The organism is Serratia sp. 2C06, assembly GCF_050037615.1.
GTDB classification, from domain to species: domain Bacteria; phylum Pseudomonadota; class Gammaproteobacteria; order Enterobacterales; family Enterobacteriaceae; genus Serratia; species Serratia ureilytica.
In genome coordinates, this window is sequence record NZ_CP188299.1 from 2,722,576 (window position 1) to 2,735,337 (window position 12,762).

The 12,762-nt window shown below is 42.1% G+C and carries 11 protein-coding genes; all 11 read left to right on the forward strand.

Features of this window, described 5'->3' with window-relative positions:
- Positions 1 to 87 precede the first annotated feature (87 nt).
- The 11 genes from galU to gmd all read left to right on the forward strand — a co-directional run bounded on the left by galU (position 88) and on the right by gmd (position 12,756).
- Positions 88 to 987 (forward strand): UTP--glucose-1-phosphate uridylyltransferase GalU, encoded by a 900-nt coding sequence (gene galU, locus ACP3TA_RS13485; RefSeq protein WP_206196188.1) that lies wholly within the window; start codon positions 88 to 90, stop codon positions 985 to 987.
- A 41-nt stretch (positions 988 to 1,028) separates the two neighbouring features.
- Positions 1,029 to 1,922 (forward strand): sugar phosphate nucleotidyltransferase, encoded by an 894-nt coding sequence (locus tag ACP3TA_RS13490; RefSeq protein WP_206196190.1) that lies wholly within the window; start codon positions 1,029 to 1,031, stop codon positions 1,920 to 1,922.
- Between the two features lie 297 nt (positions 1,923 to 2,219).
- Complete coding sequence (locus ACP3TA_RS13495; RefSeq protein ID WP_033644231.1) at positions 2,220 to 3,356, forward strand: polysaccharide export protein; 1,137 nt, start codon at positions 2,220 to 2,222, stop codon at positions 3,354 to 3,356.
- Positions 3,357 to 3,359: 3 nt separating this feature from the next.
- On the forward strand, positions 3,360 to 3,794 hold the full coding sequence (locus tag ACP3TA_RS13500; RefSeq protein ID WP_033642459.1) for a protein-tyrosine-phosphatase: 435 nt from the start codon (positions 3,360 to 3,362) through the stop codon (positions 3,792 to 3,794).
- A gap of 15 nt (positions 3,795 to 3,809) precedes the next feature.
- Positions 3,810 to 6,002 (forward strand): tyrosine-protein kinase Wzc, encoded by a 2,193-nt coding sequence (gene wzc, locus ACP3TA_RS13505; RefSeq protein WP_206196192.1) that lies wholly within the window; start codon positions 3,810 to 3,812, stop codon positions 6,000 to 6,002.
- Complete coding sequence (locus ACP3TA_RS13510) at positions 6,002 to 7,120, forward strand: glycosyltransferase family 4 protein (RefSeq protein WP_050594411.1); 1,119 nt, start codon at positions 6,002 to 6,004, stop codon at positions 7,118 to 7,120. The genes wzc and ACP3TA_RS13510 overlap by 1 nt, the downstream gene beginning before the upstream one ends.
- Positions 7,121 to 7,148: 28 nt before the next feature.
- The gene (locus tag ACP3TA_RS13515; RefSeq protein WP_071991637.1) at positions 7,149 to 8,363 is read left to right on the forward strand and encodes a lipopolysaccharide biosynthesis protein; all 1,215 of its coding nucleotides are present in this window, start codon (positions 7,149 to 7,151) and stop codon (positions 8,361 to 8,363) included.
- A complete protein-coding gene (locus ACP3TA_RS13520) occupies positions 8,350 to 9,519 on the forward strand; it encodes an O-antigen ligase family protein (protein WP_033642461.1) in 1,170 nt (389 codons plus the stop codon). The genes ACP3TA_RS13515 and ACP3TA_RS13520 overlap by 14 nt, the downstream gene beginning before the upstream one ends.
- Positions 9,509 to 10,702, forward strand: a complete 1,194-nt coding sequence (locus ACP3TA_RS13525; RefSeq protein ID WP_195880757.1) for a glycosyltransferase family 4 protein — start codon at positions 9,509 to 9,511, stop codon at positions 10,700 to 10,702. The genes ACP3TA_RS13520 and ACP3TA_RS13525 overlap by 11 nt, the downstream gene beginning before the upstream one ends.
- Positions 10,703 to 10,706: 4 nt before the next feature.
- Entirely contained in the window at positions 10,707 to 11,723 is a 1,017-nt protein-coding gene (locus ACP3TA_RS13530) for an acyltransferase family protein (protein ID WP_206196195.1), read from the forward strand.
- A gap of 1 nt (position 11,724) precedes the next feature.
- A complete protein-coding gene (gene gmd, locus ACP3TA_RS13535; RefSeq protein WP_033642465.1) occupies positions 11,725 to 12,756 on the forward strand; it encodes a GDP-mannose 4,6-dehydratase in 1,032 nt (343 codons plus the stop codon).
- The last annotated feature ends 6 nt before the right edge of the window (positions 12,757 to 12,762 follow it).

The following is a 12,762-nucleotide window of genomic DNA, read 5'->3' on the forward strand; positions in this document are numbered from 1 at the left end:
TCTGCTCGAATAGTTTGCGTTGCCATGCTTTGCCTAAAATGTGTGATTTATACTATATAAATCAGCTAATTGCTTGTGGAAGTGGAAATGCAGAAAAGACTGAAAGCTGTGATCCCAGTGGCGGGTTTAGGAACTCGTATGTTGCCGGCAACCAAGGCGATCCCTAAAGAAATGTTGCCGGTGGTCGATAAGCCACTTATCCAATATATTGTCGGTGAGTGTGTCGCTGCCGGCATTAAGGATATCGTGCTGGTTACCCACTCTTCGAAAAATGCGATTGAAAACCATTTTGACACTTCTTTCGAGTTGGAAGCCGTGCTGGAAGCGCGTGTAAAACGCCAGCTGCTGGCTGAAGTGCAAAATATTTGCCCGCCGGATGTGACCGTGATGCAGGTGCGTCAGGGGCAAGCGAAAGGGCTTGGGCATGCGGTATTGTGCGCGAAACCCATGGTAGGGGATTCCCCTTTTGTCGTCTTGTTGCCAGATGTGTTGTTGGATGATGCAACCGCGGATCTTCGTACAGAAAACCTGGCTAAAATGATCCAACGCTTTGAGGCTACAGGGTGCAGCCAAATCATGGTTGAACCGGTACCAGAGCAGGATGTGTCAAAATATGGCGTAGTGGATTGTGCGGGAGTAGCACTGGTTGCAGGCGAAAGTGCGCCGATGTCGGCAGTGGTGGAAAAACCCGCACGCGAGGAAGCGCCATCTAACCTGGCGGTTGTGGGGCGCTACGTGCTTTCCGCTGCTATTTGGCCGCTGCTCGAGAAGACGCCTCCAGGCGCGGGCGATGAGATCCAGTTGACCGACGCTATCGCCATGCTGATGGATGAGCAAGTAGTGGAAGCCTTCCATATGAGCGGTAAATCACACGACTGCGGCGATAAACTGGGTTATATGAAGGCCTTTGTGCAATACGGTCTGCGCCATGCCACAGAAGGTGAAGATTTCTCGCGATGGTTGAAGCAGGCCTTGAATAACAACTAACATTGTGGCTGAGTACGTTCACAAGATTGAAGAGGACGAGCATGACGAAGTTGAAAGCTGTCATTCCTGTCGCTGGCCTTGGCATGCATATGCTACCGGCGACCAAAGCGATTCCTAAAGAGATGTTGCCGATCGTCGATAAGCCTTTGATTCAATATATTGTTAATGAGTGCGTAGCGGCAGGCATCAAAGAGATCATTCTGGTTACGCATTCATCTAAAAATGCAATAGAAAACCATTTCGATACGTCCTTTGAATTGGAAGCGATGCTTGAGGCTCGCGTTAAGCGCCAGTTGTTGGATGAAGTCCAATCGATAACGCCGAAAGGCGTAACGTTGATGCATATTCGGCAAGGGCAACCTAAAGGGCTGGGTCATGCGGTACTTTGCGCCAAGCCATTGATCGGAGACTCTCCTTTCGTGGTGCTGTTGCCGGATGTGTTGCTTGACGATGCTAAAGCCAATCTGAAAAAAGATAACCTGGCGCATCTCATTTCCCGCTTTGAAGAGACGGGATTGAGCCAGGTGCTGATACAGCCTGTGGATGAGCGCGTTTTGCGCAATTACTCCGTTGTGGCGTGCCAGAACAATGTGTTGCAGCCAGGCGAATCTTCACCCATTACCGCGATTATCGAAAAACCGGACAGCGATGTTCAACTGAAGTCCAACTATTCAGCCGTTGGGCGCTACGTGCTTTCAGCCACTATCTGGCCCATTTTGGAAAAAACCGAGCCGGGTGCCTGGGGACGCATTCAGTTGACGGACGCGATTGCCGAATTGTTGAAACATCAGACGGTAGAAGCCACAGAGTTGGTTGGCGAGTCGTTTAACTGCGGTGAAAAGATGGGTTACTTGCGGGCATTCGTGACATATGGCTTGCGTCATCCAACGCAGGGTAAGGCCTTCCGTGAGTGGGCTGAACAACTCTCTCTGTAGCGTTTATCAATTACTCTCATGATGGCTGGTCTGGAGCGATATCCGACCGGCCTCTGCTATGTTTAGGCAAAAACGACGGTGCTTATGCTGCTCTTTTTATTTAAGAACTATGCAATAATGCTCCTAGGCTTTCAGTCTAACAAATCTGAATTCAACACTTGCTCAATGAAAGTGCGTTTTAGGATGTACTCATGGGAGCATTGATAACTCATTTCGCTGAGTGCCGCGGTAGGCGCCATGGTTGGCCTGGGACTTGGCATTACATGCATTTTTTACTTTGAAAGTGATGATAACTCGATGGCAAAAAAACAATGGAAACTGATACCGCTTCTGGTATCTATCAGTGTGGTCAGCGGCTGTACTATCGTGCCGGGCTCTCATCTTTCAACCAGTGGCAAAGACGTCGTAAAACAGCAAGATAGCGATTTTGATCTTGATAAATTGGTTAATATTTACCCGATGACCCCTGGTCTTATCGAGAAGCTACGGTCGAAACCCGTGGTTGCGCAGCCTAATTCCGCGTTAGAACGCGAGTTGCAAAATTACGAATACCGCATTGGCGTTGGCGATGTGCTGATGGTGACCGTTTGGGATCACCCAGAGCTGACGACGCCTGCGGGGCAATACCGCAGTGCCAGTGATACCGGCAACTGGGTTAACTCGGACGGAACAATTTTCTATCCATACATTGGCAAAGTGAAAGTTGCAGGAAAAACAGTCAGTCAGGTGCGCAGTGATATTGCTGGCCGTCTCGCTCAGTATATCGAGAGCCCACAAGTTGACGTCAGCATCGCCGCATTCCGTTCGCAGAAAGTTTATGTAACTGGTGAAGTGGAGAAATCAGGCCAACAACCTATCACTAACGTTCCATTGACGATTATGGACGCAGTGAATGCTGCGGGGGGGCTGAGTGCTAATGCGGACTGGCGAAATGTGGTATTGACACACAATGGCAAAGAACACCGTATATCCCTGCAGGCATTGATGCAGAAAGGTGATCTCACGCAGAACCATTTACTATACCCGGGCGATATCTTGTATATCCCGCGCAATGACGATCTGAAAGTATTTGTGATGGGGGAAGTGAAAAAGCAGTCGACACTGCGCATGGACCGTAGCGGGATGACCTTAACTGAAGCATTGGGTAATGCAGAGGGGATGGATCAGGCAATGTCAGATGCAACAGGCGTATTCGTAATTCGACCTTTGCGAGGAAGTGAAGGGAAGAAGATTGCCAATATTTATCAGTTGAACGCCTCTGATGCTTCTGCGCTTGTTATGGGGACAGAGTTCCAGCTGCAACCCTACGATATTGTCTATGTGACAACGGCGCCTGTCGTTCGCTGGAATCGTGTGGTAATGCAATTGGTGCCGACAATCACTGGCGTACACGATATGACCGAAACGGTGCGGTTTATCAAACAATGGAACTAATATATGTTTGATTCTATTTTAGTTGTATGTGTTGGCAACATATGCCGCTCCCCTATTGGGGAGCGGCTTCTTAAGCAAAAGTTACCACAAAAAAAAATAGCTTCTGCAGGGCTTGGTGCTCTGAAGGGGCATTCCGCAGATGATACTGCCATCGAGGTTGCTTCAGAAAATAATCTCTCCTTAGAGGGACATGTTGCTCAGCAACTAACTGCTACGTTATGCAGACAATATGATCTTATTTTGGTGATGGAAAAGAAACATATTGATGCAGTAAGCCATATACAACCCGAGGTCCGCGGAAAAACAATGCTTTTTGGCCATTGGATAGGCAAAAAAGAAATTGCCGACCCCTATCGACAAAGCAAAGAAGCATTTGAGCACATTTATAAACTTATCGATGAGTCTGCTGAAAAGTGGGCTCAGGCGCTGAATAAATAATTTATAAGGCCTATGATGTTAGAAAAAAATAAGGGGGCGGTATCCCCAAACGTAGCGAAGAACGAAGATATAGATTTAGGTCGCTTGATCGGGACACTAATTGACCATCGCTGGTTGATTACAGGTATAACAACTATATTTGCTGTCGTCGGGTTGATCTATGTTGTATTCGCCACTCCGATATATCAGGCTGATGCCCTGGTTCAAGTTGAGCAAAATATGGGTAGCTCAATATTGAATGATATCTCCAAAGTCCTTCCTGATAGCCAACCAGTCTCTGCGACAGAAATTGAATTAATAAAGTCAAGGATGGTAATCGGTAAAACTCTGGATGAAATGAATTTAGATACCGAAGTTGAACCAAACTATTTCCCTGTATTTGGGAAAGGTTTTTCACGTTTAACTAAAAGTAGTTCCGAAAGGCCTCAAGTCGCGTTAAGCAGTTTACACGTTCCAGATTATTTGCTGGACGAGAAGTTAGATCTTACGTTCAAGAGCCACGATGCTTATGAACTATCATTCTCGGGCGATAAGATACTCGAAGGCGTTGTGGGAAAATTGGCTACAGGGCATGGCGTGAGCATACTGGTCAGCGATTTCCGAGGAAGCGATGGCACTGGCTTCACGCTTAAAAAACGACCTCGCCTGGATGCCATCAATGATTTAGTGGATAGATTAACTGTTGCGGATAAAGGGAAAGATACAGGAATACTGGCCTTGAGTCTAACGGGTGATGATTCCGTTCAAATCAGAAAAATTTTAAACAGTATTATCAATAATTATCTGCAACAGAATGTCGAGAGGAAATCCGAAGAAGCGGGTAAAAGCCTGGAATTTCTTAAGGCACAGCTACCGCAGGTTCGACAAAACCTCGATTTAGCAGAAAACAAACTGAACCAATTTCGTCAGCAGAACGACTCTGTAGATTTATCTCTAGAAGCCAAGTCTGTATTGGATACGATGGTGGCGGTGGAGTCGCAGTTAAATGAATTAACCTTTAAAGAAGCCGAAATTTCTAAGTTGTATACGAAAGAACACCCGGCATACAGAGCACTGAATGAGAAGAGAGCAACATTAGAAAAAGAAAAGGCTAGGCTGAATAAACGCGTTAGCAATATGCCAAAAACGCAGCAGGAAATTCTGAGCCTAACGCGCGATGTCCAGGCTGGGCAAGAAGTTTACATGCAGCTGTTAAACAAACAGCAAGAACTAAGTATCAATAAAGCGAGTACGGTAGGCAACGTAAGGATTGTTGACTATGCGGATACGCAGCTGAAACCGGTAAAACCAAAGAAAATCTTCGTTATCCTGTTCGCTATCATTTTGGGAGCTGTTTCTTCGATAACGTTGGTGTTGGTCAAAATGTTGCTTCATAAAGGCATTGACAGCGCAGAAGAGCTGGAAAGCAATGGAGTGAACGTTTACGCAAGCATTCCACTGTCCGAATGGCAAAGCGCGAGGGATAAAGAGCTGAAGTTGCGTGGGAAAAAACTCAACACGCGCTCAAATGAGCTTTTGGCGACAGGGAATCCTGCAGACTTGGCTGTTGAAGCTATCAGGAGTTTGAGAACAAGTTTGCACTTTGCAATGCTCGATGCAAAAAACAATATTCTAATGATTTCTGGTGCGAGTCCGTCTATTGGTAAGACTTTCGTTAGCGTAAACTTAGCTGCAACTATTGCCCAGTCGGGTCAGAAAGTTCTGGTGATCGATAGCGATATGCGTAAAGGATATATTCACGATATCTTTGGCGTTAATGCGAACAATGGTCTTTCAACGATACTTGCCGGACAAGTCAGCCCTGCTCAAACTGTCGTTCATTCTACTGTTGCTAATTTAGATGTTTTGCCTCGAGGCAAAGTCCCGCCGAATCCATCTGAATTGTTGATGAGCGAGCGTTTCGAAAAGTTATTGGCTTGGGCAAGCGAAAATTATGATTTTGTTCTGGTCGATACTCCACCTATTCTGGCTGTAACTGATGCAGCAATTATTGGGCACCATGTTGGGACTTCATTAATGGTTGCCCGTTTTGATGTCAACACCGTCAAAGAAGTTGAAGTGAGTATTCGTCGTTTTGAGCAAAATGGAGTTGAAATCAAAGGCGTCATTCTTAACGCGATGGTCAGAAAGTTGGGCTCTTACTATTCAAATTATGGTTATTACCAATATGAATATAAAAGTGACAACAAAGGTAAGGATAAGCACTAATGAAAAAAGTGTTAGTTTTGACCAATGAGTACAGTCCCTTCAATGGAGGGATTTCTCGTTATACTCAAATGCTTGTTCAACATAAACCGGGAGATATTTCGGTTGAGCTTATCGCGCCAAGTTATCAAAAGGAAGAGTCAAAAGATCTCGGAACGCTAACGATAAATCGATATTCTGGTGGGAAATTTACATGGAAGGAGTTTCCTAAGATTATAAGAGAAGTAGCAGCAATCCAGCCTAGTGACTATGACAGAGTTCATGTGGCCGATTGGCCATTTTGGCTGGCGGTATGTTTTAGAAATAAATTTTTTCCCTGGAAAGAAAAAATAAAATTCACGAGCACGGTTTATGGGAGTGAGATCCTTAATTTTAAAAATGGCCGCATATCTCCATTTGTAAAAATACTGTCGCCATTTAAAGATGTCACGGCTCTGTATCCTATCAGTGAATATACAAGAAAGATCATGGTTGAGAACTTCCCTGAAAGTGAAGTGTTACCATGCAAAACTGTATTGCTGGGTATTGATGAGTCGTGGCGGAAAGAAATTGAGGTCGGCCATGTAGCATCGATTGATGAGGTTGATGCAGCGAGGGATTTTGTTTTAGTTACTGTCGGCAGATTGGACTCGAGGAAAGGGCATGACCTAATCATTAAGGCTATTTCTCAATCCGAATTGGCAGAGAAAATAACCTACAACATTATCGGAAGAGGAGACGATAGCTACAAAAAGCAGCTTAATGAACTGGCAGAGAAACATCGTGTCCATATCAACATTTTCGATAATTTAAATGATGATGAAGTTAAGTCTAAGTATCGTGGGTCTGACTTGTTTGTTTTAGCTGCGCGGACCGATGTTAGAAAGGTAGAAGGTTTCGGTCTCGTTTTTCTTGAAGCTGCGGCATGTGGAGTGCCTTCTTTAGCAACTAACGTGGGTGCGATACCAGAGGTAGTAACCTCGGAGTTAGGTGTAATAGTCGAGGAGTCAAGCGAGGGAATCGCAATGGCGATTCGTCAACTATATTACGATGCTGAAAAATTAGCCGCTTTGAAGAAAACATGCGGTAAGAAAGCAGCATCTTATAGCTGGGAAAAAACCGCTCAGGAAACTTTCGCATAATCCTAACAGGGTAGCAACGGGTAGTCTGATGAAAGGAAGTATAGTAAATATAGTATGCCAATTTGTAAAATTAGGTTTTCAGTTTCTGTATTTTACAATTGCAGCTAAAATGCTCGGTGCCGATAAGTTTGGCTTGTGGGCCTCTGTGTCCGCATTGTGTAACATCTTAAGTCCGCTTATTATTCTTGGTATTGGCCCCTGCATAATAAAAGTTCACGCTTCAGATAAAGACTTTAGTTTGTTTAGAAGTTACTACTATTTAGGTGCCTTGTTACTCGCGATTGGCACCTTGGTATTAACTCCTGTTGCTGCCTTGTTGTATAAAACCAACTATTCTACAGTTGCATTGGTACTAATCGCGGAGTTGTTCGTATTCAGGCAAATAGAATTACTATCACAAATGTATTTGGCGAAGGGAAATAAACTGGCATTCTCTTTATTCCCGGTCGCATTTATTGTTTTTAAATTGCTAATTGTCTTTGTTATATTTTGGTGGGGGGGTTCTGATGATTTTATTTATGTTAATTTTATTTCGTCATTAGTTTTCATTTTGCCAGTGATGTGCTGGGAGGAATTAAGAAGCGTCAAATCAAACTTGAAGCTTCAATTCCAGAAAGCTATACATATGATGAGAGAAGCGGTTTACTTTTCATTGGCAACAACGGCTAAAACAGTTTATACCGACTCGGATAAGGTCATTTTAGGGGCTGCTAACAACCTGAGAGACGTTGCGAATTACAATATTGCATATAAGTTGATCAGCTTGGTGTTTGTACCTGTTTCTGCGGTTTTATCTATTCAAGCTCCTACGCTATATCATCTGGGTTCCTTGGAAAATAAGGCCGCCCTTAGAGAAAAAATTAAAAGACTTATCGCGCTCTGTGTAGCAATGTCTTCGCTGATTGGTATTGGGATAATTATTTTTCTGCCGATTATACTGTCTTTCTTCGGGGATGAATATGCAAATGCTAAAAACATGGTCTATTTGTTATTGCCAGCCCCAATAATTATGAGTATCCACTACGTTTTCGCCGATGGGATAACGGCAATGGGTTACCAGAAGTTAAGAGCCTATATGTCTATTATAACTGCAGTTCTTAATGCGGTATTGGGACTTGTCTTTATACCAATGTACGGAGTGGCTGGGGCCGTAGGTATAACGTTATTTTCTGAAACTCTTCTTCTTGTCCTTTTCTCATCTGTCTACATGTCGAAGCTAAAGAAAAAATATGTTGAACATTAAAATATCTTGGTGGGGAATATATGTAATTACTGCGTTTGTGCTAGGTTGCATAAAGATCAATATCGGCAATGGTGATATTTACTTTATAGATCTATTTAGCGCGATGACGTTCTTTTATGTAGTGGTTAACATCCCACACTCTATTCGTACCAAATCCTTCATTTTTATTATTAGTTATGTGCTTATTTGTTGTTTGATTTCGATCAACTCTTCAATTAGACATGGTGTGCAGCTTCCCACTATAGTTGGAATGGTTCGGTATTTTGAATATTTAATTTGGGGTATAGCCTTTTTCATTAAATATCAGCATAACTACGATGCTGGAAAGATACCTATCGAAGTTAAAATACTGTATTTCTTCCTTCTTTTTGTTTCTGTGTTGCAGTTCTTTGGTTCAACAATCTATCTTGAGTCATGGCAGGAATTTAACTTTAAGTATGGTGATGGCTTTCGTGCCCCAGGTGTGTTTTTACATCCTAATATTAACTCATTTTTCCTTTCTTTCTTCCCGCTTTTGTATTTCTATGGGAAGAGGGATAATACTAGAATTCAAATATTAGTGGCTGCAGTTATAACTCTTGCCTTAGTTTTAACGAATAGTCGCGGCAACTTTGCTATAGCAAGTATTGCATTTGTTATGTTATATGTGCGCGGTATAAAGATAACACTTTTAGCTACTTTTTCAGTTTTAGCTGTGATAGCAATATCTAGCTATATTGACTATTCAGGTTTAGCTGGCTGGCTTCGTTTGGATTCAAATTATTCACTGACGGATAATACATCATTCACATTGCGCTTGGAACTGTGGGAAAGTGCTTTGAAGATGTTTTATCAGTCTCCAATATTGGGCCAAGGATTTAAACAGTTTCCAGTGCTGACTGATGTATTTATCTGGGGCGACTCAGGCAATGGTGTAGAAGAAGTTAAAACACATGCTAATTCATTTATTTTAGGTTCTCTGGCAGAGAATGGTTTGGTCTTTACTCTTCTTATCCTGTATAGAATGAAAAAGATACTCGCTGAATATGGCTTATCATTCTTCTTACTATTCTCATTTATCTTGATGTATGACGATCTATTCCATGATCCATACTCAATGACTTTGCTTTTATTTATGGCAATTTCCTTAACTAGGTATAAACAGGATGAAAAGTAACCAGGTATTGGGCGTGATTTGTAATAACAGAATGCTGTCAGATGCGAATGGCGATTATTGGGTAAGTAAACAAACATACGGTGATAGTTTTTGGATTCGATACTTGGCGGTTTTTTCCGTAGTTAGGCCTATATGCCGAGTCACTAAAGTTAATAAAGTGCCGGATGGTTGGGTGAAAATTACACTTGAAAATGTGAAGCCCATTCCTATTACCGGTTTTGAGGGAATTGGGCAACTGATAAAAGTTTTTAGTGTTTTAAGAAAAGAGTTACTTAATTCGATCAATATAGTTGATAAAGTGATTGTCCGTGGTCCGACGATTCTTTCCTCTGTGATCCAAGATTGGTTCATGAAAAACGATACTGCCTATGGTATTGAGGTTGTTTCTGATCCTTGGGATGATTTTGCTAAGGGCTCTTACAAACATAAGTTAAGGTTTTTTCTACAGCAGTTTTCTTATATCACATTCAAAATGCTTGTAAAAAATGCCTATGTTATTTCATATGTGACATCGAGTTATCTACAGAATAAATACCCAGCTAAAAATGCGGCTTTCAGCACTAATTACTCTTCCATTTCATTGAAGTCATCCGATATTGTGGACCAAGAAATTCGTGTGTTCCCTCGTGGTGACATATGGCACGTTGGTCTTATCGCACGGCTAGATACTCCCCATAAAGGTGGAGATGTCCTTTTGCGAGCGGTGAGGAAGTGTTTGACTGCGGGAGCTCAGCTCAAATGTACCATTGTCGGAGATGGGAAGGAGTTGGCAGTTCTTAAAGAACTCGCTTTGAAATTAGACATTGTCGATCGTGTCGTGTTTCCAGGCGCAGTCTCTACTAAATCTGATGTGTTCAAGTACCTTGACAGTTTTGATATATTTGCACTTCCGACTCGCCAAGAGGGGCTGCCTAGAAGTGTTATTGAAGCCATGGCGAGAGGTCTACCTTGTCTTTCAACACCTATTGGTGGCGTACCGGAGATTGTCAATGCTTCTGAATTGTTCGAGTTGGATAATGTTGATGAGTTGGCGAAAAGAATAATAAATCTTATTGATAATCCAGATTATTGCGTTCTGCTTTCAGAACAGAACTTGCAGAAAAGCCAAAACTATGAGGAAACTGAGCTGGAGGTTAGGAGGAATAAGCTTTACTCAGTTTTAATGGATGCGCCTGTAAAGTGAATTTATGATGAAATCAAATAAACTTACTGCGATACAAATTATGCGTGGTGTAGCAGTATTACTGGTTCTTTTTTTTCACTCCACAGAAAATTTTGTCGCTAAAAACTTGAACGGTCCGGTATTCAACGCAGGACAGTCAGGTGTTGATTTATTCTTTATCATTAGTGGATTTATTATATTTTACTCGGCAAAGAACAAAGTTGGCTATCCTGGCGCGATTTCTTTTATGAAAAGTCGTTTATTGAGGATAGTTCCTAACTATTGGTTTTATACATTTGTTTTTGCTACGTTGTTGATTTTATTTCCAGATAAGTTTGACCGCTCGACATTTGAAGTAACTCATTTTGTATATTCTCTCCTTTTTATTCCAATGAAAGATAATATTCCTCCTCTCGTCTCATTGGGTTGGACTTTGAACTACGAAATGTATTTTTATATTGTATTCTTTTTCTCGATTGTTTTACTGAGCAAGCTAAGATTTATTTTCGTTTCAGTGTTAATCTTGTTTGTATATCTATCTTCTTACTCTATGGAGTTGAATGATTTTTATAAGAATGATGTGGTTTTTGAGTTTCTTCTAGGCGCAATACTCTATCTTTATTATTCAAAGGGTTATCACCATAGTTTTAAGATGCCTTGGTATGCATTCTGTATCATATTAATATTGCTGATTTGTGTTATGAGCGTAGCCGATACCAATTTACGGTTTGTAAATTTTGGCATTCCTTGCTTTTTTATTATATTTTTATCTCTTCATGTGAACTTCAATGAAGGAAGCATTTTAGAAAAGATTGGTGGATCATCTTATTCCATTTATCTATCGCATGCGATCTCTATGCCCTTTATTATTAAAGTCTTGATGGTTTTAGGTCTTAACTTCTACCTCTCTGTGGGGCTTTCTATCGTCTTTTGTTTGTTTGTTGGTTGGGTTGCATATCAGGTTTTGGAACGCAGAGTATTGGATCCTTCCTGGTGGAATTCAAAGGAAGTAATTCAATTTTTTATATCATTAAGGAAATAAAATGAAAGCTATTGTTACAGGTATTACAGGTCAAGATGGCGCATATTTGGCTGAGTTACTTCTGAGCAAGGGATATACTGTTTACGGTACATATAGAAGAACGAGCTCAGTAAATTTCTGGAGAATAAAAGAGCTTGGCATTGAAAGTAATAAGAATCTCCATTTAGTTGAGTATGACTTGACCGATCTTAGTGCCAGCATTCGTCTACTACAGGAAACGGGCGCTACCGAGGTGTACAATCTGGCTGCCCAGAGTTTTGTTGGTGTTTCTTTCCAACAGCCAGTAACTACCGCTGAAATTACAGGGATTGGTCCTCTGAACTTACTTGAGGCCATTAGGATTGTTAACCCAAAAATTCGTTTCTACCAGGCATCTACGTCAGAAATGTTTGGCAAGGTGCAAGAAATTCCACAGGTTGAATCTACACCGTTCTACCCTCGTAGCCCATACGGTGTAGCTAAGTTGTACGCACACTGGATGACAGTTAACTACCGAGAGTCCTACGATATCTTCGCGACAAGTGGTATTTTGTTCAATCATGAATCTCCACTTCGTGGCCAAGAGTTTGTTACGAGAAAAATTTCAGATGGCATCGCGAAGATTAAGTTGGGACTATTGGATAAAATTGAACTAGGTAACCTAGACGCTAAAAGGGATTGGGGGTTCGCTAAAGATTACGTCGAAGGTATGTACCTCATGCTGCAGGCTGACAAGCCTGATACGTACGTGCTTGCCACTAATCGTACCGAAACTGTTCGTGATTTTGTTTCACTGTGCGCTAAAGCAGCAGGTATGGATATCGAATGGTTCGGTCAAGGCGAAGATGAGTTTGGCGTAGATAAGAATACCGATAAGACGATAGTAACAATCAATCCTAAATTCTATCGTCCTGCTGAAGTTGAACTTTTGATCGGTAATCCAGTTAAGGCTCAAAATGATTTAGGATGGAAGCCGAAGACAACACTTGAAGAGCTCGCCAAAATGATGGTAGAGGCAGACCTGCAGAGAAACACTAAAGGCTATTCTTTCTAAAGGTAC

What these genes read in the sequence shown, in the direction of transcription:
- galU (WP_206196188.1), top strand. Translation starts at nt 88, where the DNA reads ATGCAGAAAAGACTGAAAGCTGTGATCCCAGTGGCGGGTTTAGGAACT.
- ACP3TA_RS13490 (WP_206196190.1), top strand. Translation starts at nt 1,029, where the DNA reads ATGACGAAGTTGAAAGCTGTCATTCCTGTCGCTGGCCTTGGCATGCAT.
- ACP3TA_RS13495 (WP_033644231.1), top strand. Translation starts at nt 2,220, where the DNA reads ATGGCAAAAAAACAATGGAAACTGATACCGCTTCTGGTATCTATCAGT.
- ACP3TA_RS13500 (WP_033642459.1), top strand. Translation starts at nt 3,360, where the DNA reads ATGTTTGATTCTATTTTAGTTGTATGTGTTGGCAACATATGCCGCTCC.
- wzc (WP_206196192.1), top strand. Translation starts at nt 3,810, where the DNA reads ATGTTAGAAAAAAATAAGGGGGCGGTATCCCCAAACGTAGCGAAGAAC.
- ACP3TA_RS13510 (WP_050594411.1), top strand. Translation starts at nt 6,002, where the DNA reads ATGAAAAAAGTGTTAGTTTTGACCAATGAGTACAGTCCCTTCAATGGA.
- ACP3TA_RS13515 (WP_071991637.1), top strand. Translation starts at nt 7,149, where the DNA reads ATGAAAGGAAGTATAGTAAATATAGTATGCCAATTTGTAAAATTAGGT.
- ACP3TA_RS13520 (WP_033642461.1), top strand. Translation starts at nt 8,350, where the DNA reads ATGTTGAACATTAAAATATCTTGGTGGGGAATATATGTAATTACTGCG.
- ACP3TA_RS13525 (WP_195880757.1), top strand. Translation starts at nt 9,509, where the DNA reads ATGAAAAGTAACCAGGTATTGGGCGTGATTTGTAATAACAGAATGCTG.
- ACP3TA_RS13530 (WP_206196195.1), top strand. Translation starts at nt 10,707, where the DNA reads ATGATGAAATCAAATAAACTTACTGCGATACAAATTATGCGTGGTGTA.
- gmd (WP_033642465.1), top strand. Translation starts at nt 11,725, where the DNA reads ATGAAAGCTATTGTTACAGGTATTACAGGTCAAGATGGCGCATATTTG.